25 protein-coding genes are annotated in these 20,867 nt (G+C 64.7%); 7 read left to right on the forward strand and 18 right to left on the reverse strand.

Annotated elements, in window-relative coordinates:
• Positions 1 to 18: 18 nt before the first annotated feature.
• The 5 genes from EJA05_RS23395 to EJA05_RS23415 form a co-directional block, all read right to left on the reverse strand.
• A complete protein-coding gene (locus EJA05_RS23395; protein WP_125465436.1) occupies positions 19 to 1,176 on the reverse strand; it encodes a phospholipase D-like domain-containing protein in 1,158 nt (385 codons plus the stop codon).
• Between the two features lies 1 nt (position 1,177).
• Positions 1,178 to 1,771 carry a YceI family protein gene (locus EJA05_RS23400; protein ID WP_125465437.1) on the reverse strand — a complete coding sequence of 198 codons (594 nt, stop codon included), beginning with the start codon at positions 1,769 to 1,771 and terminating at the stop codon, positions 1,178 to 1,180.
• Between the two features lie 44 nt (positions 1,772 to 1,815).
• The gene (locus tag EJA05_RS23405) at positions 1,816 to 2,112 is read right to left on the reverse strand and encodes an amidase (RefSeq protein ID WP_125860195.1); all 297 of its coding nucleotides are present in this window, start codon (positions 2,110 to 2,112) and stop codon (positions 1,816 to 1,818) included.
• Positions 2,109 to 3,185 carry a serine hydrolase domain-containing protein gene (locus EJA05_RS23410; RefSeq protein ID WP_125860197.1) on the reverse strand — a complete coding sequence of 359 codons (1,077 nt, stop codon included), beginning with the start codon at positions 3,183 to 3,185 and terminating at the stop codon, positions 2,109 to 2,111. Before EJA05_RS23410 ends, EJA05_RS23405 begins: the two co-directional genes overlap by 4 nt.
• A 186-nt stretch (positions 3,186 to 3,371) precedes the next feature.
• On the reverse strand, positions 3,372 to 4,259 hold the full coding sequence (locus EJA05_RS23415; protein WP_125860199.1) for an acyl-CoA dehydrogenase middle domain-containing protein: 888 nt from the start codon (positions 4,257 to 4,259) through the stop codon (positions 3,372 to 3,374).
• A gap of 144 nt (positions 4,260 to 4,403) precedes the next feature.
• Between EJA05_RS23415 and olsB the strand changes: the two genes are divergently transcribed.
• Positions 4,404 to 5,159 (forward strand): L-ornithine N(alpha)-acyltransferase, encoded by a 756-nt coding sequence (gene olsB / locus EJA05_RS23420; protein WP_125860201.1) that lies wholly within the window; start codon positions 4,404 to 4,406, stop codon positions 5,157 to 5,159.
• Positions 5,159 to 5,947 carry a lysophospholipid acyltransferase family protein gene (locus EJA05_RS23425; protein WP_125860203.1) on the forward strand — a complete coding sequence of 263 codons (789 nt, stop codon included), beginning with the start codon at positions 5,159 to 5,161 and terminating at the stop codon, positions 5,945 to 5,947. The genes olsB and EJA05_RS23425 overlap by 1 nt, the downstream gene beginning before the upstream one ends.
• Before the next feature lie 3 nt (positions 5,948 to 5,950).
• Here the strand turns inward: EJA05_RS23425 and phnE are convergent, their stop codons facing one another.
• The 4 genes from phnE to EJA05_RS23445 are packed head-to-tail and all read right to left on the reverse strand — an operon-like array spanning position 5,951 to position 9,181.
• A complete protein-coding gene (phnE, locus tag EJA05_RS23430) occupies positions 5,951 to 6,718 on the reverse strand; it encodes a phosphonate ABC transporter, permease protein PhnE (RefSeq protein ID WP_125860205.1) in 768 nt (255 codons plus the stop codon).
• Positions 6,715 to 7,542 carry a PhnE/PtxC family ABC transporter permease gene (locus tag EJA05_RS23435; RefSeq protein WP_125860207.1) on the reverse strand — a complete coding sequence of 276 codons (828 nt, stop codon included), beginning with the start codon at positions 7,540 to 7,542 and terminating at the stop codon, positions 6,715 to 6,717. Before EJA05_RS23435 ends, phnE begins: the two co-directional genes overlap by 4 nt.
• Entirely contained in the window at positions 7,536 to 8,330 is a 795-nt protein-coding gene (locus tag EJA05_RS23440) for a phosphonate ABC transporter ATP-binding protein (protein ID WP_125860209.1), read from the reverse strand. The genes EJA05_RS23435 and EJA05_RS23440 overlap by 7 nt, the downstream gene beginning before the upstream one ends.
• Positions 8,327 to 9,181: a putative selenate ABC transporter substrate-binding protein gene (locus tag EJA05_RS23445; protein ID WP_125860211.1), complete on the reverse strand. Its 855-nt coding sequence runs from the start codon at positions 9,179 to 9,181 to the stop codon at positions 8,327 to 8,329. Before EJA05_RS23445 ends, EJA05_RS23440 begins: the two co-directional genes overlap by 4 nt.
• A 169-nt stretch (positions 9,182 to 9,350) precedes the next feature.
• Here EJA05_RS23445 and selD point away from each other — a divergent pair, with 169 nt between their 5' ends.
• A complete protein-coding gene (gene selD, locus EJA05_RS23450; RefSeq protein WP_125465447.1) occupies positions 9,351 to 10,385 on the forward strand; it encodes a selenide, water dikinase SelD in 1,035 nt (344 codons plus the stop codon).
• Entirely contained in the window at positions 10,385 to 11,491 is a 1,107-nt protein-coding gene (gene mnmH / locus EJA05_RS23455; RefSeq protein WP_125860213.1) for a tRNA 2-selenouridine(34) synthase MnmH, read from the forward strand. The genes selD and mnmH overlap by 1 nt, the downstream gene beginning before the upstream one ends.
• 72 nt (positions 11,492 to 11,563) lie before the next feature.
• Here the strand turns inward: mnmH and EJA05_RS23460 are convergent, their stop codons facing one another.
• Together EJA05_RS23460 and EJA05_RS23465 are read right to left on the reverse strand one after the other, a co-directional pair.
• Positions 11,564 to 11,950, reverse strand: coding sequence for a lysozyme inhibitor LprI family protein (locus EJA05_RS23460; protein WP_125860215.1), 387 nt, complete (start codon positions 11,948 to 11,950; stop codon positions 11,564 to 11,566).
• Positions 11,951 to 11,983: 33 nt separating this feature from the next.
• The gene (locus tag EJA05_RS23465) at positions 11,984 to 12,904 is read right to left on the reverse strand and encodes a LysR family transcriptional regulator (protein WP_125860217.1); all 921 of its coding nucleotides are present in this window, start codon (positions 12,902 to 12,904) and stop codon (positions 11,984 to 11,986) included.
• 91 nt (positions 12,905 to 12,995) lie between these two features.
• On the opposite strand from EJA05_RS23465, the gene EJA05_RS23470 reads away from it, so the two are divergent.
• Positions 12,996 to 13,463, forward strand: coding sequence for a DMT family transporter (locus EJA05_RS23470; protein ID WP_125860219.1), 468 nt, complete (start codon positions 12,996 to 12,998; stop codon positions 13,461 to 13,463).
• 85 nt (positions 13,464 to 13,548) lie between these two features.
• Here the strand turns inward: EJA05_RS23470 and EJA05_RS23475 are convergent, their stop codons facing one another.
• Genes EJA05_RS23475 through EJA05_RS23485 form a run of 3 tightly spaced genes read right to left on the reverse strand, consistent with a single transcriptional unit; the run spans position 13,549 to position 15,288 of the window.
• Entirely contained in the window at positions 13,549 to 14,088 is a 540-nt protein-coding gene (locus EJA05_RS23475) for a hypothetical protein (RefSeq protein WP_125860221.1), read from the reverse strand.
• A 54-nt stretch (positions 14,089 to 14,142) separates the two neighbouring features.
• The gene (locus EJA05_RS23480) at positions 14,143 to 14,685 is read right to left on the reverse strand and encodes a hypothetical protein (RefSeq protein ID WP_125860223.1); all 543 of its coding nucleotides are present in this window, start codon (positions 14,683 to 14,685) and stop codon (positions 14,143 to 14,145) included.
• Between the two features lie 39 nt (positions 14,686 to 14,724).
• Positions 14,725 to 15,288: a GNAT family N-acetyltransferase gene (locus EJA05_RS23485; protein ID WP_125860225.1), complete on the reverse strand. Its 564-nt coding sequence runs from the start codon at positions 15,286 to 15,288 to the stop codon at positions 14,725 to 14,727.
• 683 nt (positions 15,289 to 15,971) lie between these two features.
• Between EJA05_RS23485 and EJA05_RS23490 the strand changes: the two genes are divergently transcribed.
• Together EJA05_RS23490 and EJA05_RS23495 are read left to right on the forward strand one after the other, a co-directional pair.
• Entirely contained in the window at positions 15,972 to 16,454 is a 483-nt protein-coding gene (locus tag EJA05_RS23490; RefSeq protein WP_125860227.1) for an Hcp family type VI secretion system effector, read from the forward strand.
• Positions 16,451 to 17,164: a DUF4225 domain-containing protein gene (locus tag EJA05_RS23495; protein ID WP_125860229.1), complete on the forward strand. Its 714-nt coding sequence runs from the start codon at positions 16,451 to 16,453 to the stop codon at positions 17,162 to 17,164. The genes EJA05_RS23490 and EJA05_RS23495 overlap by 4 nt, the downstream gene beginning before the upstream one ends.
• Positions 17,165 to 18,144: 980 nt before the next feature.
• Here EJA05_RS23495 and EJA05_RS23500 read toward each other — a convergent pair.
• The 4 genes from EJA05_RS23500 to EJA05_RS23515 form a co-directional block, all read right to left on the reverse strand.
• Positions 18,145 to 18,534 carry a hypothetical protein gene (locus EJA05_RS23500; RefSeq protein ID WP_125860231.1) on the reverse strand — a complete coding sequence of 130 codons (390 nt, stop codon included), beginning with the start codon at positions 18,532 to 18,534 and terminating at the stop codon, positions 18,145 to 18,147.
• Complete coding sequence (locus EJA05_RS23505) at positions 18,527 to 19,888, reverse strand: PAAR domain-containing protein (RefSeq protein ID WP_125860233.1); 1,362 nt, start codon at positions 19,886 to 19,888, stop codon at positions 18,527 to 18,529. Before EJA05_RS23505 ends, EJA05_RS23500 begins: the two co-directional genes overlap by 8 nt.
• Before the next feature lie 333 nt (positions 19,889 to 20,221).
• A complete protein-coding gene (locus EJA05_RS23510; RefSeq protein ID WP_125860235.1) occupies positions 20,222 to 20,473 on the reverse strand; it encodes a DUF3077 domain-containing protein in 252 nt (83 codons plus the stop codon).
• A complete protein-coding gene (locus tag EJA05_RS23515) occupies positions 20,463 to 20,714 on the reverse strand; it encodes a hypothetical protein (protein ID WP_125860237.1) in 252 nt (83 codons plus the stop codon). Before EJA05_RS23515 ends, EJA05_RS23510 begins: the two co-directional genes overlap by 11 nt.
• Between the last annotated feature and the right edge of the window lie 153 nt (positions 20,715 to 20,867).

The following is a 20,867-nucleotide window of genomic DNA, read 5'->3' on the forward strand; positions in this document are numbered from 1 at the left end:
GACCAGCGATATAAGCCGCTAGTCGCGTCGGTTAAGCAGGTTGGCCACCAACCGATCCAGCCAGCCCCACAGCCGCTGCTGCACCCGCCGCCACAACGGGCGGGCATGCCAGCGGGCCAGGTCGACTTCCTGGCTCTGGGCGAAATCGCGCTCGAAGCTGGCGGCCACGGCGGCGGTCAGCGGCGGGTCGAGTGCTTCGACGTTGGCTTCGAGGTTGAAGCGCAGGTTCCAGTGGTCGAAGTTGCACGACCCGACACTGACCCAGTCGTCCACCAGCACCATCTTCAGGTGCAGGAAGCACGGCTGGTATTCGAAGATTCGCACCCCAGCGCGCAGCAGCCGGGGGTAATAACGGTGGCCGGCGTAGCGCACCGCCGGGTGGTCGGTGCGCGGGCCGGTGAGCAGCAGGCGCACATCGACGCCCTTCTGCGCGGCGCGGCGCAACGAGCGGCGCACGCTGAAGGTGGGCAAAAAGTACGGGGTGGCCAGCCAGATGCGCTGCTGGCCGCTGTTCAATGCGCGCACCAGCGCATGCAGGATGTCCTTGTGCTGGCGGGCATCGGCATAGGCCACCCGGCCCATGCCCTGCCCCTGCGCCGGCACCTGCGGCAAGCGCGGCAGGCCAAAGCCTTCGGGTGGACGCCAGGCGGTACGCCGCTGGTTGGCGGTCCATTGACGGTCGAACAGCAGTTGCCAGTCGCCGACCAACGGCCCCTGGATACCCACCATCACTTCGTGCCATTCGCTGGTGGGTTCGTCGGGCTGCCAGAAATCGTCAGTCACGCCAGTGCCGCCGACCACCGCCCAGCGCTCGTCCACCAGCAGCAGCTTGCGATGATCGCGGTACAGGTTGCGCAAGCCCCGGCGCCAGCGCAGGCGGTTGTACCAGCGCAGGTAGACGCCGGCGGCCAGCAACCTTTGGCGCAGGGCCGTCGGGAAGGCCAGCGAGCCGTAGTCGTCGAACAGGCAGCGTACCCGCACGCCACGTCGGGCGGCCTGCTCGAGGGCATCCACCACCGCCTCGGCGCAGGCGCCGCCTTCCACCAGGTACAGCTCCAGGTCAACCTGGAACTCGGCACGCACGATGGCCAGCAGCATGCGCGGAAAGAATTCGGGGCCGTCGATCAACAGTTCGAACTGGTTGCCATCCCGCCAGGGGAAGACCGGCCCCGGCATGTCAGCGGGCGTTGAAGATCAGCACCGCACTCACCGGCACCGATGGGTTGATCGACTTGAGCCCGGCAAGCTTGCGCAGCTTGTCCAGCCCCGGCAGCAGGCCGAAGTGATCGGCACGCAGCACCAGCGGCTCCAGGGTCACCACCTGGAAGCGCCGTTCGTCCAGGCGCGTGGCCAGCAACAGAGTGTCGTAGTTGTGGGTCTGGCCATGCAGGGTGACGCTCACCGGCAGGCGCAGCTCCAGCTGGGCACCGTTGGCCAGGTCGTTGATCGGGCGCAGGTCGATCTGCGCCTGCACCTTGCCGTCGGCGAAGCGTTCTACTTCGAACAGTTCGTCACGCAGGCGCTCGTCGCGCAGCGGGATGCCGCTGCTGACCGAGTCCATCTCGATGCTCACCTCGGCCGCGCCCTTGCGATCGACCGTGCCATGCAGCACCAGGAAACGGTTCACTTCGGCGATGTTGCCATTCTTGCCAGTGACGAAGGACAGCCGCGACGACTCGCCATCCAGGTGCCAGTTGGCATGGGCGGGCAAGCCAGCGGCCAGGAACAGGGGCAGCAGCAGCGAGGGCAGAACACGGGACGGCTTGAACATGTGAAATCCTGTTACACAAGGCCGTCAACCTTAACCGCCCGGTTTCACGGCAGCAAGCGGCAGCCCGCGCGCGCGCCCTGCCAGGCCGCCTCGTGTCGCCGGCCCAAACCCTCGGCGCTGACCCGGCGGCCAGCGCTGTCTTCCTCAAGCAGGCCCAGCGGCAGATATTGCTGCACATAGCCACGGCAATAGGCCTGGTCGAAACCCATGACAAAGCGACACGAGCAATACTCCTTAGCCGAATAGGCCGAGAGGATGCCGGGGAAGTCCGCCAGCGCCTGGCGTTCATGCCAGGCCCAGGCCAGCAGGGCCACTACCAGTAGCAGGGCAATCCGCTTCATGCACCCTCCCCGGCCAGTGCGGCCAGCACGCGCTTGAGCAGTTCGTTGTGGCTGTAACTACCGTCGCGGTCATCGGCGTAGCGCACGATCACCAGCTTCTGCGCCGGCAGCACATACAAGGCCTGCCCCCAGTGGCCGAGCGCCGCGAAGCTATCCGCCGGTGCGTCGGGCCAGGGCAAGGGTTGGCCGGCTAGCGGCTGGTTGAGCCACCAGTGGCCGCCCGGGTTGGCCTCACCGGGTATCGCTTCGGCCTGCGCGAACAGGGTGCGGTTGAACGCCACCCAATCGGCGGGCAACAACTGCCGCTCGCCCCAACGTCCGCCGCGCTGCATCAGCAGGCCGATGCGTGCCAGGTCGCGAGCGCTCAGGTACAGGTAAGAGGAACCGACCAGGGTGCCGGCGTCATCGCGCTCCCAGACCGCACTGTCGATGCCCAGCGGGGTGAACAGCGCCTGCCAGGCATAGTCATCGTACTGGCCGGCGTCGAGCATGCCACGCAAGGTGGCGGCCAGCAGATTGCTGTCACCGCTGGAATAGACAAAGCGCTGGCCGGGCGCGCTGGCGGCGGGCATGGCCGCGGTGTAGGCCGCCATGTCGGCGCGGCCACGGGTGTACAGCATAGCCACCACCGATGACTTGAGCGGTGCGTATTCATAGTCTTCCTGCCAGGCCAGGCCGCTGGCCCAGTGCAGCAGGTCGCGCTGCCGCAGTTCGGGATGTTGCTGCAAAGGCGGGTAATAGCGGGCGGCAGGCTCATCGAGCTTGAAGCGGCCTTCGCCGAAGGCTACGCCCATCACCGTCGCCAGCACGCTCTTGCTCACCGACCAGGACAGGTGCGGGGTATCGGCGCGGGTCGGGGCGCTGTAGCGCTCATGGATGATTCGGCCATCGCGGATGATCAGCAGCGCGTCGGTGCGGATGCCGCTGCGGTCGGTGGTGCGTGGCGGGAAGGCGTAGGTGTCGACGGCTTGCCAGTCGATGGCGGTTTTGTCGACCGGCCAATCCAAGGTGGGCCAGTCCTCGGCCCAGACAGGGCCAATAACCATGGCCAAGGCCAGCAGTATTGCCTTCATTGTGATTGCCTTCGGCTGCTTTGCGACCTATCGCGGGGCAAGTCGCATCGGCGCACCGCCGCTCCCACGATATGGACTGGCCCCACAGGTTGGATTGGTGTCCAACTTCTTGGGGGCAGTCCAACCCTGCGTGGGAGCGGGCTTGCCCCGCGATGGCCTTGCAAATGAAACAAGCCTCTCAGGCTTTCATGACAATCCTGCGGCGCTCCAGGCCTTGCCCAGACGCTTTTCTCGGGCAGCGCTGGCCAGCGCCAACACCCCCTGGTCGCGCTGCCACAACTGCGCCCAGTGGCCCGGCCCGTTGCCAAAGGCCTTGTCGATCTCGGCGCGCAGGCTCTCGAACTGCGCGAACAACCCACCCAGCAACAGGTGACAGGCCACACTGTCGGCACACTGCCGACTGCCTTCGGCACAGCCAGCGAGCAAGCCGATCAAACGCAGACGCAACGGCTGCGGCCACGCGCATTCCTGGGCCACGCCATGCAGCCAGGCCACCAGCGCGGCGAGCACATAGAGGTCTTCGAGGGAGCGGAAGGGTTTGACGTAGGCATCCCAGCCGTCGCCGGCCAGCAGCTCGCAGGCCGCCTCGTCCAGGCGCACACGGCCATGCCCCACCTCGGGCATCAACGGCAAGGTCGGCAAGGCCTCCACGGTCACTCCCGGCTCACCCGGGTAGACCACCGCCAACTGCAACCGTACCGCCTCACCCTGCCCCTCGCTGCGCGCCGCCACCAGCAGCCATTCGGCATCCAGCCCGGCGGTGACGAAATCCTTGCTGCCGGTCAGGCGCAGGCCCTCCAGGCGGGTGTGCATGTCGGCCGGGCGCACGCTGCGCCGCTCGGTGGCGCACAAGGCGCCGAGGCTGGCCGGGGCACTGGGCCAGAGCACACGCAAGGCGGCCTGGTAGCCCACCAGGAACGCCAGCCCCGGCGTGGCCATGGCCCGCCCGCCGAGCACCGCCAGCTCGAACGGGCTGACGCCCCCAAGGCGTTCGAGCAATGCCGCGTAGGTTTCACCAAGGGTGGCCGCCAGCGGATGCCGCAGCGGGTCGTTGAGTCGTTGCAACCAGGCCATCGGACGCTCCTTGAAGAGGGCTTGTGGGGGTGTCACGCAAGCATCACCAAAGGTTCACAGGGGTGACACCACCCCTACCTAGGCTGACTTTGCACAACAAAGCCGACCGGCCGCAACCCTTTGGCTGGCTTATGGAGACTCGCAATGACTCGGATCGCTCGCTCTGGCGACAACAGCCCTGAACGCCGTCTGCAAGCCGAACGCCTGGTTGGCGAGGCGGCCCTGCAGGAAGCACAGGCCCTGCGCTACAAGGTGTTCAGCGCCGAATTCAAGGCCAAGCTCAAGGGCGCCGAACAGGGCCTGGACATGGACGACTACGACATCCACTGCCGCCACATCGGCGTGCGTGACCTGGCCACCGGCCAGCTGGTGGCCACCACCCGCCTGCTCGACCACCAGGCCGCCAACAGCCTGGGGCGCTTCTACAGCGAAGAAGAGTTCCGCCTGCACGGCCTGCTGCAACTGCAAGGCCCGATCCTTGAACTGGGCCGCACCTGCGTCGATGCCGACTACCGCAACGGCGGCACCATCGCCGTGCTCTGGGGCGAGCTGGCAGAGGTGCTCAACGAAGGCCGTTACAGCTACCTGATGGGCTGCGCCAGCATCCCCATGCAGGATGGCGGCGTGCAGGCCCACGCGATCATGCAGCGCCTGCGCGACCGCTACCTGTGCACCGAACACCTGCGCGCCGAACCGAAGAACCCACTGCCCAGCCTGGATATCCCCGGCAACGTCATCACCGAGATGCCGCCGCTGCTCAAGGCCTACATGCGCCTGGGCGCGAAGATCTGCGGGGAACCGTGCTGGGACGAGGATTTCCAGGTCGCCGACGTGTTCATCCTGCTCAAGCGCGACGACCTCTGCCCGCGCTATGCCCGCCACTTCAAGGCGGCAGTCTGATGCCGCGCCTGCGGGCCTGCGCCCGCCTGCTGCGGTTGCTCATGGTCCTGGCGCTGGGCTTAGGCCTGGCCAGCCTGATCGCCGTTGGCGAACGCCTGGGGTTCAAGGCTTCCCTCGCACGCCGCCAGCGCTGGACGCGCATGTTCATGCAGCGCCTGGTCGGCGCCCTGCCCTTCGAGGTGCGGGTGGTCGGTACCCTGCCGCAACGGCCAATGCTTTGGGTCAGCAACCATGTGTCCTGGACCGATATCCCACTGCTGGGCATGCTCACCCCGCTGTCGTTCCTGTCCAAGGCCGAAGTGCGCCACTGGCCAGTAGCCGGCTGGTTGGCCGAGAAAGCCGGCACCCTGTTCATCCGCCGTGGCGGTGGCGACGGCCAGCGCCTGCGCGAACAGATCAGCGGCCAGCTGGAGCAGCAGCAACCGCTGCTGATCTTCCCCGAAGGCACCACCACCGATGGCCGCAGCCTGCGTACCTTCCATGGCCGTCTGCTGGCCGGTGCCATCGACCACGGCACCCCCTTGCAGCCGGTGGCTATCCAGTACTTGCGCGCTGGCATGCCGGACCCGATCGCCCCCTTCATTGGCGAGGACGACCTGGTGTCACACCTGATGCGTCTGTTCGGCCAGGACCGTGGCGAAGTGGTGATCCACTTGCTGGCGCCGGTCACCAGCGCCGACAAGGAACGCGCCGCGCTGGCCTTCCAGGCCCAGCAGGCGATTCAACGGGCACTGTTCGGCGCCGAGCCAGTAGAAGCGGCGCCGCGACGCCAGGCGCGTGCGGCCTGAGGTTCAGGCGCGCACGTAGCGCTGGCGCAACAGGTCGCTGAAGGCATCCACCAGCAGCACCAGCACCAGCATGGCGATGATCACCGTGCTGGCCTGGGCCTCCTGGAACAGGCTCAGGGTGGTGTAGAGCATCTGCCCCAGGCCGCCTGCGCCGACGAAGCCCAGCACGCTGGCCATGCGGATGTTGTTCTCCCAGCGGTACAGGCTGTACGCCAGCAACTGCGGCCACAGGTTGGGCAAGGTACCGAAGCAGAACGCCGCCACCTGGCTGCCGCCCTGCAGGCGGATCGCCGCCGCCGGTTCAGGCGGCGCGTTCTCCAGCGCCTCGGCGAACAGCCGGCCGAGCACCCCGGCAGTGTGCAGCGCCAACGCCAGGGTCCCGGCATTGGGCCCCAGCCCTGCGGCCAGCACGGTCAGCGCTGCCCAGACCAGTTCAGGAATTGCCCGCAGCGCATTGAGCAGCAACCGCGTCGCCCCCTGCAACGGCCAACCGAACCGGCCAGCGGCCGGCAGTGCCAGCAGCATGCCGAGGGCCATCGCCAGCAAGGTGCCCAGCCCGGACATGGCCAGGGTTTCCAAAGCGCCCCAGCCCACCGCGCGCAGATGCCCGGCGGACAGGTCCGGGGCCAGGAAGCGCCCGGCGTACTCGCCCATCTGCGCCAGCCCGCCATTGCCGACCACGGCCTGCATGTCCAGCTCAAGGTAGGCGAACGAGGCCAGCACCGCGGCAACGATCGCCAGCAGCACCAGCAGGTTGATCGCCCGGTTCATGCCAACCTCCCGCGCAGCAGGCGGCTGAGGATATCGGCGAGGGTCACCAGCGCCAGGAACGCCAGCAGCATGCTCGCCACCTCGGCGCCGGCGAACATGCGCATCGACAAGTCGATCTGCTGCCCCAGGCCGCCGGCGCCGACGAAGCCCATCACCACCGAGGCACGCACCGCGCACTCCCAGCGGTACACGGTGTACGACACCACTTCGGCCGCCGCGTTGGGCAGGATGCCGTAGCAGAATGCCGCCAGCCGCCCGCTGCCGGCTTGCATCAAGGCGTGGGCCGGGCGCTGGTCGACCGACTCGAAGATTTCCGCATAGACCTTGCCCAGCATGCCGCTGTAGGTGATGGCGATGGCCAGCACCCCGGCGGTCGGCCCCAGGCCCACGGCGCGCACGAACAACAGCGCCCAGACGATTTCCGGCACGCTGCGCAGGAACACCAGCAGCCCCCGCACCGGCAGCCGCAGGGTCCGCGACCAGCCACCTGCCCTGCCGCCCCGCGACGCCGCACGCAGCGACAGCGCACGGCTCGCCAGCAAGCTGGCAGGCAGCGCCAGCAGCAGCGCCAGGGTCATGCCGGCGGTCGCCACGGCCAGGGTCTGCAAGGTGGCCTGCCACAGCAGGCCGAGGAAATCGCGGTCATGGGCCGGCGGCCAGAAGCCAGCGACGAAGCTGGCCATCTGCTGACGGTTTTCTGCCTGCAGCAACACAGCGGGGTTCAATTCGCTCAGCTGCAACCCTGGCCACAGCAAAGCCACGCACAGCAGCGTCACCAGCAGACGCGGCAGCGCCGCCGGATCGCGGGCGTCAGTGTTCAGCATCGCGGGATCTGCACGGTCAGGGTCGGGCCTGGGGCAACAGGTGACCCAAGCTGTTCGTTGGCATAGAGCGCATCGAGCAGGCCCTGGGTCACCGCCGTGGCCGGGCAGTCGAAGGCCACCTGGCCCTCGCGGATACCGACCACCCGCGGGAAGTGCGCCAACGCCAGTTCCACGGCATGCAGGCTGGCCACCAGCGTCACGCCCTGGGCCACGGCGTGGCGGTTGAGCAGTGCCAGGCTGTGATCAGCCAGCACCGGGTCCATCGCCGACACCGGCTCGTCGGCCAGCAGTACCTGCGGCTGCTGATACAGCGCCCGGGCGATACCGACCCGCTGCAACTGGCCACCGGACAACTGCCCACACTGCACGAACAATTTGTCCGCCAGGCCCAGCTCGGCCAGCACCTGGCGCACGCCAGGCACATCGCTGGGGTGCAGCAGGTTGAGCAAGCCACGCAAGGTGCCCCACTGCCCCAGGCGCCCGGCCAGTACCGCCGTCACCACCCGCTGGCGCGGCGGCAGCGGTGGCGCCTGGTGCACCAGCGCCACCCGCGCACGCAGGTGTTGGCGGGCGCCTGCCGACAGGGCCCAGGGTTGCGTGCCCAGCAGTTCCAGGCGCCCGGCGCTGGGTTGCACCGCCGTTGCCATCAGGTGCAGCAGGCTGGATTTGCCCGCCCCGGACGGGCCGATGATCGCTACCCGCTCGCCCGTTTCGATACGCAGGTCGACTGCGTGCAGGGCCTGGACCTGGCCATGGCGCAGGCCGGCCCCTTGCAGACGGATACTCACTTGAGCAGGCCGGCCTCGCGCGCGGCTTGCTCGGTGCCCTGGTAGTTCTCGGGCTTGGTCTCGATGAAGCGGCTGGCGGCCTGCAGGTCGAGGATCGCCTTCTGCTCAGGCTTGGCCGGGTCGAGGGCGAGGAAGGCCTGCTTGATCTTTTCCTTGAGCGCCGGGTCCATGTTGCCGCGCACGGTCCAGTTGTAGTCGTAGTAGGTCGGGGTGGTGGCGAACACTTTGACCTTGCTGGTATCGACCTTGCCGGCATCGACCAGCTTCTGCCACACGCTCGCGTTGAGCACGCCGCCATCGACCTTGCCGGCCGCCACCCAGGCCACGGTGGCGTCGTGGGCACCGGAGTAGGCAACGCGGCTGAAGTAGTCCTCGGGCTTGATGTTGTCTTCTTTCAACATGAAGTAGCGCGGCATCAGGCTGCCGGAGGTGGACGAGATCGAGCCGAAGGCGAAGGTCTTGCCCTTGAGGTCTTTGAGGCTCTTCACGTCGGGGTTGGCGGTGATGAACTTGCTGGTGAACTGGGCGTCCTGTTCACGCTGCACCAGCGGGGTGGCGGTCGGGTCCTTCAGGTGCACCTGGACGAAGGTGAAGCCACCCAGCCAGGCCAGGTCCAGGCGGTTGCTGGCCAGCGACTCGACCACCGCCGGGTAGTCGGCGACCGGGACGAACTTGACCTCCATCCCCAACTGCTTCTCGAGGTAGTCGCCCAGCGGTTTGAACTTGCGCAGCAGTTCGGTCGGCGCTTCATCGGGGATGGCGCTGACCCGCAGTACATCGGCGGCCTGGGCAGCGACGGCGCAGCAGGACAGCACGAGGCCGGCAGCGAGTGCCAGAGGGCGTTTGAGCATGGGGGTTCTCCGGTAGCGGTATAGGGTCAGGATCGCATCGCGGGGCAAGCCCGCTCCCACGCAGGAGCAAGGCCCCATGAACAGTGCGTCGAGGCAGTGGAATTATAAGAGCCGCTGGCGCAAAGGCCAGCTTTGCTACAATCGCGCCACTATTTGTGCAGAGGTGCGTATGAGCGAGCCGATTCGTCTGACCCAGTACAGCCACGGCGCCGGTTGTGGCTGCAAGATCTCCCCCAAGGTGCTGGACGTGATCCTCGCCGAGAGCGGGGCCCAGGCGCTTGACCCGAAGCTGTGGGTCGGCAACGCCTCGCGCGACGACGCCGCCGTGTACGCCCTGGACGACGAGCGCGGCGTGGTCTCGACCACCGACTTCTTCATGCCCATCGTCGACGATCCCTATGACTTCGGCCGCATCGCCGCCACCAACGCCATCAGCGATATCTACGCCATGGGCGGCGACCCGCTGATGGCCATCGCCATCCTCGGCTGGCCGGTCAACGTGCTGCCGCCGGAAGTGGCCCGAGAAGTGATCCGTGGCGGCCGCGCCGTGTGCGCCGAAGCCGGCATCCCGCTGGCCGGCGGCCACTCCATCGACGCCCCCGAGCCTATCTTCGGCCTGGCCGTCACCGGCGTGGTGAGCAAGCGCCACCTCAAGCGCAACGACACCGCCAGCGTTGGCTGCCGCCTGTACCTGACCAAGCCGCTGGGCATCGGCATCCTCACCACCGCCGAGAAGAAAGCCAAGCTGCGCGACCAGGACCGTGGCCTGGCCCGCGACTGGATGTGCACCCTCAACACCCCGGGCAGCCGTTTCGGCAAGCTCGACGGCGTCAAAGCCATGACCGACGTCACCGGCTTCGGCCTGCTCGGCCACCTGGTCGAAGTCGCCGAAGGCAGCAAGCTCACCGCACGCCTGCAGTTCGCCGCCGTGCCACGCCTGCCCAGCGTCGACCACTACCTGGCCGAAGGCTGCATCCCTGGCGGCACGCTGCGCAATTACGAAAGCTATGGGCACAAGATCGGCGCCCTCAGCGACGATCAGAAGCACCTGCTGTGCGACCCGCAGACCAGCGGTGGCCTGCTGGTGGCGGTCAGCCCTGAAGGCGAAGCCGAGTTCCTGGCCGTGGCCGCCGAGCTGAACCTCAAACTGGCATCGATCGGTGAGCTGGTGGAGCGACAGAGCCACGCAGTCGAGGTGATTTGATGCGCCCCGACTGCACCCACCTGAAACAGCTGTTCCTCGACGACGTGCCGATGATGGACATGCGCGCGCCTGTCGAATTCAACAAAGGCGCCTTTCCCGGCGTGGTCAACCTGCCGCTGATGACCGACCAGGAGCGGCAGAAGGTCGGCACCTGCTACAAGCAGCAGGGCCAGGCCGCCGCCATCGCCCTTGGCCACCAGTTGGTCAACGGCGCAGTGAAAGCGCAACGCCTGGAAGCCTGGGCGGCGTTCGCCCAGGCCCACCCCGACGGCTACCTGTATTGCTTCCGTGGCGGCCTGCGCTCGCAGATCGTCCAGGGCTGGCTCAAGGAAGCCGGCATCCACTACCCCAAGGTGGTCGGTGGCTACAAAGCCATGCGCACCCTGCTGCTGGAAACCACCCAGCAGGCGGTCGAGCAGTGCGATTTCGTGCTGCTGGGCGGCCTCACCGGCACCGGCAAGACCGACGTGCTGCACCAGCTGGACAACGTGCTGGACCTCGAAGGCCATGCCAACCACCGTGGCTCCAGCTTCGGCAAACGCGCCACCGCGCAACCGGCGCAGATCGACTTCGAGAACGCATTGGCCATCGATGTGTTGAAGAAGCGCGACCGGGGCATCGGCCAGTTCGTGCTGGAAGACGAGGGCCGCATCGTGGGCAGCTGCACGGTGCCGCTGGAACTCTACCAAGGCATGCAGCACTACCCGCTGGTGTGGCTGGAGGACAGTTTCGACAGCCGCGTGGCGCGTATCCTGCGCGATTACGTGACTAACCTGTGCGCCGAGTTCGTTGCGGTGCACGGTGAAGAAGAAGGCCGCAGGCTGTATGCCGAGCGCCTGCGCCAGAGCATGGCCAATATCCACAAGCGCCTGGGCGGCGAGCGTTTTCAGCGGTTGTCCGCGCTGCTCGGCCAGGCCCTCGACGAGCAGTTGCGCAGCGGTGATGTGAGCCTGCACCGGGGCTGGATCGAAGGGTTGCTCAAGGAATACTACGACCCGATGTACGCCTACCAGCGCGACGCCAAGGCCGGGCGGATCGAGTTTGCCGGGGATGCGCGGGAAGTGCGCGAGTACCTCAAGGCCAGGGCCCGGCGCGGGCAGCACTAACGGCGCTTCGCCGGCAAGCCGGCTCCCACATGTACTGCCGAAAGCTGTAGGAGCGGGCTTGGATAAAGGCCGTCACTGCCCTGGGCTGAGCACCCGTTCCAGCTCCGCCGCGCGGTCCTTGCTCATGTCCATCACGCACATCGCCCCTTCGATGCGGTAGAGGCTGCCGCTGCTCAAGGTGCCGTGAAACGCGCAGTTGCCATCACGGTATTTGATCCAGCTGCGCTGCACCTCGCGCAGGTCCTTCTGCTGCTGGCCCTCGAGCTTGGCCATCAATTGCTTGTAGACACGGTTCAGGCGCTCATCCTGCAATTTGGTCTCGGCCTGGATGCAGGCGCCCATGGCCAGGGTGCTGGAAGCCTTGTCCATGCACTGGGTGTAGCTGGCCGAGTAATCTTCGGCCTGGGCCGCAGTGATGGCCAGCAGGGTGCTGCCGGCAAGCAGATAACGCTTGAGCATGGGTAATCCTTTCAAAGGTGATCGGCGCAAATCCTAGCACTCGGCCAACGCCGGGGCCGTACACAAAGTCTGAAGTTGCCTGCGCAGCCAACGGTGCCCGGCATCCCCCTCGCGGCGCGAATGCCAGGCCTGGCAGAACGTGAATGGCGCGATCGCCAGCGGTGGCGGGAACTGGCGCAAGGCGGGGTCCAGGCGGGCGCCCTCCAGGCTGCGGCGGGCCACCGTGAGCACCAGGTCGGTGCCGGCAAGCAGCCCCTGGGCGGCCCCCCAGTGCGGCAGGCTGAGGGCGATGCGGCGGCGCGCACCGAGCGCGCCAAGGGCCAGGTCGATTTCGTTGTCGATCCCCGGGCGTACCGCCACCAGCACATGGGGGCGGGCCAGCCACTGGGCAAAGTCCAGCCCGCCGCGCGGCGGTAGCGTGCCACGGTCGGCCAGGCAGACGAACGACTCCTCGAACAGCACTTGCTCGCAAACCTCGGCAGGCAACTCGGGAAACACACCCAGCGCCAGGTCGGTCTCGCCATCGATCAGCTGCCCGAGCATCGCCTCGCGGCTGCCCTGGGACACCACCAGGTCGATGCCCGGCGCCTGCTCGCGCAACAGCCGCATCAACGCCGGCAGCACCACCCGCGCGCCGTAGTCCGACATCGCCAGGCGGAAGGTACGGCGCGCTCGGCCCGGCTCGAAGCCGGGGCTGCCGAGCAGGCCATCGAGCTGTTGCAGCGCCTGCTGCAAAGGCTCGCGCAGGGCTTCGGCACGGGCGCTCAGTTGCAACCCGCCGCCCCGGCGGACCAGCAACGGGTCGGCGAAAATCTCGCGTAGCTGGGCCAGCGCGTGGCTGACCGCTGGTTGGCTGCGATGCAGGCGCAGAGCCGCCCGCGAGACATGCCGCTCGCTGAGCAGGGCATGCAGGGTGAGCATCAGGTTGAGGTCGATGCGGCGCAAATCATCCATGTGGCGAATACAGCCTCTACAGAATTCGAATTTCCATCATTCAAGTGCATATCACAAACTGATACCAGTGTTTCGCACAGGAGTAGACACCATGCCCAACAGCCTTTTTGCCGCCCTGCCCTTGCTGATCGCCTTGCTCGCCGGCGCCGCCGTGCCCTTCCAGGCAGGCAGCAACGCCGCCCTTGGGCGCTTGCTGGGGCATCCGTTGTGGGCGGCGGGGGTGTCGTTGCTGGTCAGCCTGCTGATGCTGGTACCCGCCCTGCTGCTGATGCGTGCGCCGCTGCCGCCGCTGCACAACCTCGCCCAGGCCCCGTGGTGGGCGTGGTTCGGCGGGGTTGCCGGGGTGCTCTACATCACCGCGGCGCTGGTACTGACACCACGCCTTGGCGCTGCCGGGTTCATCGTCTGCGTGGTGGCCGGGCAAGTGCTGTCGTCGCTGTTGATCGACCAGTTCGGCCTGATGGGGTTGCCGGAACGGCCAGTCAACCTGCTGCGCCTGGCCGGGGTGGGGATGATCGTGGTGGGGATGCTGGTGGTGCAGTGGGGGACAGTGCGTTGAATCGCGGGACAGGTCGTATCGGCGCACCGCCGCTCACACGGGCCTTGCACAAGCTTCGTGGGAGCGGGCTTGCCCCGCGAGAGGTTCAAAAGGCCTGCGGTAGCTCGGGCGGCATAATCACCTTGTGCGGTTCGAATTGCAGCTCAGGCATCTGCGTGGCGTAGCAGAACGTTGCCCCAAGCGCCGCCATCAATGCCACATCCAGCCAGCGCCAGCCCGGCACATCCGCTGCGGATTTCGCCTTCCAGCACCACCACGCCTGCCCCAGGGTAAATACCAGGATGGCCATCAACCACAGGTAGAACCCCGCGCCAAAACCGCTGAGGTCGTGGAAGGCATAGCTCTGGTTATCCGGCAGCCGTTCGACCGCGAAGCTGCTGGCCGCCAGGTACAGCGCCAGCAGGCCGCACGCCAGCGCCAGCCGCCGGAACCGGCGATGGGCAAGCACCGCCAAGGCCAACAAGGGGTTGGCAAACCACTGGTACAGCCCGAAGGGGATGCCCCACGGCCCATACAGCAGCATCTGCAATGCCGGCAAATGCCGCCCGGCACCGGTCAAGGCACCGTCGAACGCCAGGCTCAGCAGGTACAGGGCCAAGCTTGTGGTCAGGTAGAAGGCGGGCAAGTAAGGCACCTGGTGGCAGCGGGACGAAGTGCGACCTTAACCCAGCCCTCGCTGTCATTCCAAACCCGGTGCAGGTTCCTTCACCTCGGCCGATGGGCTGATCCGTACGCCCAGGCTCGGCATGTTGGTCGCGACAACGATCGTCGCCACCAGCACCGCGATCAGTAGCCCATCGAACCAGCGCCAAGCCGGCATGCCTTGCGCCGAACGCGCCTTGCGGCACCACCAAGCCTGCCCCAGGCAGAACAGCAGAATCGCCAGGGTCCAGAGGTAGTACCCGGCGCCAAAGCCGGTCAGCGGCAGGAAGTCGTAGCTGCGGTTGTCCGGCAGCCGCTCGATGCCCAGGCAACTGAGCGCCAGGCCTAGGGCGATCACCGCAGCGCCCAGCGCCACCCGGCGAAAACGCCGACGGGCGAGTATCGCCAGCCCCAGCAGCGGGTTGGCAAACCACTGGTAGACCCCGAAGGCGATGCCCCAGGGGCCCATGATCAGTATCTGCAAGGCCGGCATATGCCCATCGACGCCCATCAACAAGCCGTCGAAACACAGGCTCAGCAGGAACAGCACGAGCGTGAAACTCACGTAGAAAGCAGGCAACCGCAGGCTCCATCCATTATCCAAAAGCACTGCCGAACGTCAGGCAACAGGCGGCTCGAGCAGCAACCCGTAAAGCCCTGAGTCGGACAGCTCGCCGGCCACGCACCAGCGCGCGCGCAGCGTGCCTTCGAGCACGAAGCCCTGGCGCTCCAGGGTGCGCGCCGAGCCCTGGTTGCGCGGGTCGATTTCCGCCTCCAGGCGGCGCAGGTGCAGGGTGTGGGCCAGGTAGTCGATGAAGCAGGTCAGGGCTTCGTCCATGTAGCCGCGGCCCTGGACGGACTTGGCCAGGCAGTAGCCGATTTCGCCCCGGCGCGAGCCTTCTTCGAGGTTGAACAGCTGGACCATGCCGATCAGCTCGTCGTTGTCGCGGCGGTACATGCCCAGTTTGAGCAACTGGCCGGCGGCATAGGCTTCACGGTCGGCGGCCAGGGCGCTCTCGGCCTCGGCCAGGGTCTGCCACGGGGCGTGGTACCAGTAACGCATCACTTCGGGGTCGGCCATGATGGTCAGCCATTGCTGCGCATCGCCGTGGCGCATGGGGCGCAGCTGCAGGCGTGGGCTTTGCAGGCTCAGGTCGCTGGGGAAACTGCGGGGGTCGGGCACGCCGGGACTCCTGTCCGGTGGTGGGGAGATGACAGTCTAGCGACAGTGGCATGGTCTGGCACCCTGGAAAACCAGCGGCGCCCACCGCGATAGCGCGTCGTGCAGACAAGGCGGACCAGGTGATGGCACAGGAGAGACTGGCCCGAAACAAACTGTGGGAGCGGGTTTACCCGCGAAGCGCCGCGCGGGCGGCGCTCGATCTCATAGGCGCTGAAAATCTTCCGCCCTGCACCTTGTGGCCCACATGCGATCCCAATACAGGCCCTTGGGCATCACACCGCTGGCCTTGGGTAATCAGGATTGGGTAATGGCCGTCAGGTGTATGGCGGGAGATAGGGTGAAGGCCACCAGGTGCCTGCCGATGTTTTTGCAGCGCCTATGAGATCGAGCGCCGCCCGCGCGGCGCATCGCTGGCAAGTCGCAGCGGCGAACCGCAGCTCCCACAGTTTGTTTCGGGCCAATTATTCCTGTGAAAGTACCGCTGCCCGCCTTGGTGCATGTCGCAAGGCAGTAGCAGCACCAGTCACCTCAGCGGGCTCTGATGTTTATCCGCCACACCGCCTTGTAGGACCTGAGCCGCGCAGGATGCCGCTGATTCTGAGCCGGCCATCGGAGCCGTCCTGCACCCTCGCCGCTGCCATTGCCCTAGGGTCTTACTCTTTTCAACCCAGAGAAGTGAACCCATGGCTTATCTCAGCTACTTGTCCATCAACGGCGACCGTCAGGGCCTGATTTCCGCTGGCTGCTCCACCGAGGCCTCGATTGGCAATCATTGCCAGGCGGGACACACCGACGAGGTGATGGTGCTCTCAGTCGCACATCAGCTGATCGGCGACGACAGCCAGCGTGCCCTGCACCAACCGGTGCTGATCACCAAATTCGTCGACAAGGCGACCCCACTGCTGGCCCAGGCTCTGGACAGCGGCGAACGCCTTGAATGCAACCTCAACTTCTACCGCACCAACCCCGCCGGGCTTCTGGAACGCTACTTCACCATCAAGCTCGGCGGCGCGGTGCTGGTGGAGCAGCGCGTGGACATGCCTCACAGCATGCTGCAAAGCGACCAGGAGGCCCAGGAACACCTGGCAATCCGTTACCGCGATATCAGCTGGATCCACCACACCGGCAGCACCTCGGCCCATGTCGCCTGGCGAGACCTCACATGAGCGCTCGTCAAGGTAACTATCCGCTGGGGCTCGACTATTGGGATGTAAACCAGGCCGCTACGCGCCTGACTGCGTTCGCCTGCACGGTCAGTGCACGGCATTTGAGCCATGGCATGGGTCGGATGCAGTTCAATCGGGAGATTGCCTATTTCTCCAAACAGGTTATGGACAAAGTGGCTCTGCGTGAACTGAGCCCAGAGGACGGGTTGAAGTTGCTCAGGGCGGAGGAAGTGAGCCTACGGGGCCAGGCTGAGACGTTGGGCCTGCAGGCCATTGGGCTAGTTGGTGGAGTCAGCCAGATGGCAGCGGGCGCAGGCGCCTGCGCGACAGGCCCCCTCTTATGCACTTTTTTTGGGGCGCCTATGCTCGCCCACGGTGCAAACAACGTTTACGAAAACGCGAGCAATATGTGGAACAAACGAAGCGATACCGTCGGCCCTGTTCGCAAGGGGTATCAACATATCGCCAGTGAACTGGGACATGGCGAAAGAGAGGGTAATATTGCCTATTACACAGCAGATCTGGGTATGGCCGGGTACGGTGTGTTTTTTCGAAAACTACTGAAGCCAGGAGCGTGGCGCCTCTACAAATATCATGACGTTGACCGAGCGCGAGCATTCCGCGTGATGGGGCATCATACACTGCTTCTGGAAGGAGTTATCAGCGGGTTAACGAGCTACCAATTGATTTTAGAGCACTTCCGAAAATGATAATTGCACTGTCCGCATTTATCATAATTGATATTACTGCCTCATTAAAACTCAAATCTTACCTGGCACATGATAATTGCTCCTGGCCTGGTGCAATTTTCGGCTACTTCTATAACACGCTGATCGGAGCACTATATCTCTACATGGCCATCCACAATAAGTTCCTATTGGTGCTTGACATCACAGAACTGTACGCAAGGCTTTGGCCCGTTTCATTTTCATTCTGCTTCTTCATGGTGTTTTTTCATTGCTGGGCATTTCCGGCGAATTTCAAAGAATGACCCATGGAAACTTGGATTGTGAGGTGCTAGAGGAAAATAGCCATCAACGGAAACTCATAAGCTTGGCCTATCGAGACTGCCCGGCAGTCTCGATAAGTGTTGGCCTTTACTTGCCTTGGCCAGCCCGCTCAGGATCCCCACGGTGCTGCTGGCCGGGAGATCACCCTCCATTTCAGCTTCGGTGATCAGGTGCCTGATGCAGCCAGATGCACCAATGGGTCAAAGAGTATTTTCGCGAATGATTTTTGCACTTGCACTTTTTGTCGTATCAGACATATGCGCCTCAGTCATCTTGAGGCGCCACGCTGTTCAAAACCCTCACTCACTAGCCGCCGCCATCATAAGCTACATCTACAACACAGCAACTGCAGGACTTTACTTGCACTTGATCACGCACAGAAGCTTTTTTGATTTTCATAGACATCGAAGAGACCTACATGAATTTCCGAGGTTTGATTTTCTTTTCATCAATATTCATGGTTCTCTTCCACTGCTGGGCGTTTTCAGGAAGTGCTAAAAAATAGCCCATCACTTGCTGAGACCTACCATAAGCGCCGCAGCGGCGAACCACCGCTCCTAGGACAAGGCATGTCCGACATATTATCCAGTGTCAGCCTGCGGTATGGATGCAGACGGCAGAATTCGACGTGCTACGTGATTATAGAAAACCCTGCCGACATGCCCAGCGTGTCCCCGGCCTCAGCACTTTATCAGGCAGTAACTTACCGCCAGCAAACATGTCCCTAGGGTGTTGGCCCAAAATGACAGTTGCAGACAGCGCTTTAAAAAAATCGGAACAGTCCGATAATCGTATTCACTCAACCAGCCATGACGAATGCCAAATTTTGGCCAGACCACACCAACACTTACGCCCGCGACAATCACCACACGCGAGCGGAGTGTCAATGTACCCCATAGTTTCCGATCATCTTCCAAACCACGACTATTCTTGAATGCCTCGCACAGAGCAGAAAAATGCTGCGTACCTGCAACCAGCCACGTCGCGAACATTCCGACTATGATAATTAGCGTGGGCACCAACAATAGAATCAACTTTGCAGCAACAGGCCAATTGGCGGGATCAGTCATAGATGACTCCATGAATGAACTCTCCCAACGCCTCGCCTCCAGCGCCCCCCCCTGAACTACCAGCAAAGGATCCAGCACCAACAACGGCGACACCACAAATAGCTCTGCCATGGGGAGTGAAACGACAGACCGCCTTGATTGCATAACCTCCCAAGGTTGCTCCTAAAGATCCACCCAATAAACCACCGGTGAAACTGCCTGTCTCAGTGAACCTAATCCGTTTGCACGTTTCGGTCTCCCCCGCCCGGCACGCCTCGTAGATCTTCATGTACGACGAAGTCGCCCCCACCCCCACCGCCACATGCCCGCCGTACTTGAGGTACTTGGTCATCTTCGCCACCTCATCCAGGTGCGTCGCATACCCAGGGATCGCCCCCGGCGCGCCGGCCTTCGACCAGTGATGCACCAGGCTCTTGGTCGAGATCCCCAGCCCCCGGCGCAGGTCCTCGTGCTGCCCCAGGTTCAGGTACTTGCCGAGAAACGCGCTGCGCAGCTGTGCGTTCAGCTGGCCATACAGCGCCTTGCGCTCGGCGAAGAACTGCGGGCTGTTCAGGTGCCGGTGCGCAACGAACTCGCGCTGGTGCAAACGCTCGATGCCTTTGAGCGTGTCTTCCACCTGCCCCAGCCCCCGCGACAGCATGTCCTTGCCCACCCCCATCGACTGGCTCGCGCCGTTGAGCACACCAGCGATCTCGGCCATGTGTCGCATCATGAAGTCGGCTTCTTCGGTGCTGAGCTGCGCCAGCGACGCCCGGGCACTACGGGCCGCTGCCATCAACTCGGCTTCTTCGCGAGTGCAGGCGTAGCTGTGCTCGGGGGCGCCAAGCACGAATAGCTCGCCCGCCTTGAAGCCCTGGTCGAAGGTGGGGTTGAGCCGACGCACCAGCGACAGCGGCAGGTTGCCCGGCAGCGCGGCCAGCTGTTGCAGCACCTGCTCGCCGGTCATGCTGCGCGGCACGATGTAGAAACCGGGTTGCAGCCCTGCAGGGGTCGCCATGGCGACTTGTGGGGTGGGTGTGGCGCGTTCAGCAGCCACCGGTGAAGTGACAGGCGCCTTGGCCGGGTCGGCCTGCGAGGATGCGATCAGGCGGTTGCTGCCCAACGGGCAGCCACAGCGCACGCGGGCGCCGTCGACGACGGTGGGTACGCCATCCTGGAGGAAGCGCTGTTCGCCGTCGATGAGGGTGCCCACCTGTCCGCACTTCGGGCAGGCGGTGGTCTGGTCGCCTTCGAGCAGCCAGGCGCGGCCATTCACGTTACCCGCTGCGCGGTCTCCGATGCAGGTGGCGCCGGTGGTGGTGCGGTCGCCCACCAGGCCCTGCCCCTTGCCGAAAATCACGATGCGATAGGTCATGGGCGGTCACCTGCGGCGATGCCCTTGAAAGGGTTGCGGGTCATGCGGCCTTTCCTTTGTACGCAGAAAACGCCGAACGCTAGCAGCTTGATGACGCCTCCGACGGCACCGGAAGCGGATCGAGAAACGTCCTACAGCAACAGCAGAACACTCACTCGAACATGCCTTGTTCTGGAGACAGTCCTCCGCAACAGTGGGTTGTTATGTATCAGAAGGTCAGGCCCACCTGGCATCCCATTCACAAGGCCAGTGCAACGGCAGCAGCGCCACCACGATGCAGCGTCACGACCTTGGCACATCGAGACTGCCCGGCAGTCTCGATAAGTGATGGGTTTACTTGCCTTGGCTCATTCCCGACTCCATGTCATCGATCAGCCCCTTGGCCAACCCGCTCAGGATCCGCGCGGCGCTGCCGGCCAGCAAATCACCCTCCATTTCAGCTTCAGTAGTCAGGTGCCTGATGCAGCCAAGCAGCGCGGACAGCTCGCCGAAGGCATGTTCGAACGGGATGCCCGGCTTGATGCAGAACAGGTCCAGGCAGGTGGTGCTGCCCTCGGTCGGGCCGTAGAGGCTTTTATCGCTCATGGGCGGCCCTCTTGGACTTGGCGTGGTTGATCAGGGCGATCACCAATTGCGTGAGGACCGAGGCGTTGTCCAGCAGGATGTCCGAACGCAGCTCGGGAGGACAATCGGCGTAGGCGTGGACGGTATCGACGAGGGGGTCCATCAACGTGGCGGCATGGGCCATGGCCTGCTCGGCGGTGAGGTCGTTGATGATGGTGATGAAAGGAATCGGATACGGTGGATCGGGGACGATCTTTTTCATAGTTGTCACTCTCTGAAAGTAGTTTTCATGAGCAACCACCGACATCCTTCTCACAGACAAGGGTGGCAGCCGTACGCGAGGTGAGAAGACCGTGTTCAGAGCACCACGGCCAGACCGGAGTCTGCACGCGCACGGCTGCCATAACAGGCGGCC

This window comes from Pseudomonas oryziphila (assembly GCF_003940825.1).
Taxonomy (GTDB): domain Bacteria; phylum Pseudomonadota; class Gammaproteobacteria; order Pseudomonadales; family Pseudomonadaceae; genus Aquipseudomonas; species Aquipseudomonas sichuanensis.

Excerpts from the sequence above, each read along its gene's own strand:
- EJA05_RS23395 (WP_125465436.1), bottom strand. The coding sequence starts at position 1,176 with ATGCCGGGGCCGGTCTTCCCCTGGCGGGATGGCAACCAGTTCGAACTG.
- EJA05_RS23405 (WP_125860195.1), bottom strand. The coding sequence starts at position 2,112 with ATGAAGCGGATTGCCCTGCTACTGGTAGTGGCCCTGCTGGCCTGGGCC.
- EJA05_RS23495 (WP_125860229.1), top strand. The coding sequence starts at position 16,451 with ATGAGCGCTCGTCAAGGTAACTATCCGCTGGGGCTCGACTATTGGGAT.
- olsB (WP_125860201.1), top strand. The coding sequence starts at position 4,404 with ATGACTCGGATCGCTCGCTCTGGCGACAACAGCCCTGAACGCCGTCTG.
- mnmH (WP_125860213.1), top strand. The coding sequence starts at position 10,385 with ATGCGCCCCGACTGCACCCACCTGAAACAGCTGTTCCTCGACGACGTG.
- EJA05_RS23460 (WP_125860215.1), bottom strand. The coding sequence starts at position 11,950 with ATGCTCAAGCGTTATCTGCTTGCCGGCAGCACCCTGCTGGCCATCACT.
- EJA05_RS23505 (WP_125860233.1), bottom strand. The coding sequence starts at position 19,888 with ATGACCTATCGCATCGTGATTTTCGGCAAGGGGCAGGGCCTGGTGGGC.
- EJA05_RS23400 (WP_125465437.1), bottom strand. The coding sequence starts at position 1,771 with ATGTTCAAGCCGTCCCGTGTTCTGCCCTCGCTGCTGCTGCCCCTGTTC.
- EJA05_RS23510 (WP_125860235.1), bottom strand. The coding sequence starts at position 20,473 with ATGAGCGATAAAAGCCTCTACGGCCCGACCGAGGGCAGCACCACCTGC.
- selD (WP_125465447.1), top strand. The coding sequence starts at position 9,351 with ATGAGCGAGCCGATTCGTCTGACCCAGTACAGCCACGGCGCCGGTTGT.
- EJA05_RS23435 (WP_125860207.1), bottom strand. The coding sequence starts at position 7,542 with ATGCTGAACACTGACGCCCGCGATCCGGCGGCGCTGCCGCGTCTGCTG.
- EJA05_RS23470 (WP_125860219.1), top strand. The coding sequence starts at position 12,996 with ATGCCCAACAGCCTTTTTGCCGCCCTGCCCTTGCTGATCGCCTTGCTC.
- EJA05_RS23410 (WP_125860197.1), bottom strand. The coding sequence starts at position 3,185 with ATGAAGGCAATACTGCTGGCCTTGGCCATGGTTATTGGCCCTGTCTGG.
- EJA05_RS23445 (WP_125860211.1), bottom strand. The coding sequence starts at position 9,181 with ATGCTCAAACGCCCTCTGGCACTCGCTGCCGGCCTCGTGCTGTCCTGC.
- EJA05_RS23515 (WP_125860237.1), bottom strand. The coding sequence starts at position 20,714 with ATGAAAAAGATCGTCCCCGATCCACCGTATCCGATTCCTTTCATCACC.
- phnE (WP_125860205.1), bottom strand. The coding sequence starts at position 6,718 with ATGAACCGGGCGATCAACCTGCTGGTGCTGCTGGCGATCGTTGCCGCG.
- EJA05_RS23425 (WP_125860203.1), top strand. The coding sequence starts at position 5,159 with ATGCCGCGCCTGCGGGCCTGCGCCCGCCTGCTGCGGTTGCTCATGGTC.
- EJA05_RS23490 (WP_125860227.1), top strand. The coding sequence starts at position 15,972 with ATGGCTTATCTCAGCTACTTGTCCATCAACGGCGACCGTCAGGGCCTG.
- EJA05_RS23415 (WP_125860199.1), bottom strand. The coding sequence starts at position 4,259 with ATGGCCTGGTTGCAACGACTCAACGACCCGCTGCGGCATCCGCTGGCG.
- EJA05_RS23465 (WP_125860217.1), bottom strand. The coding sequence starts at position 12,904 with ATGGATGATTTGCGCCGCATCGACCTCAACCTGATGCTCACCCTGCAT.
- EJA05_RS23500 (WP_125860231.1), bottom strand. The coding sequence starts at position 18,534 with ATGACTGATCCCGCCAATTGGCCTGTTGCTGCAAAGTTGATTCTATTG.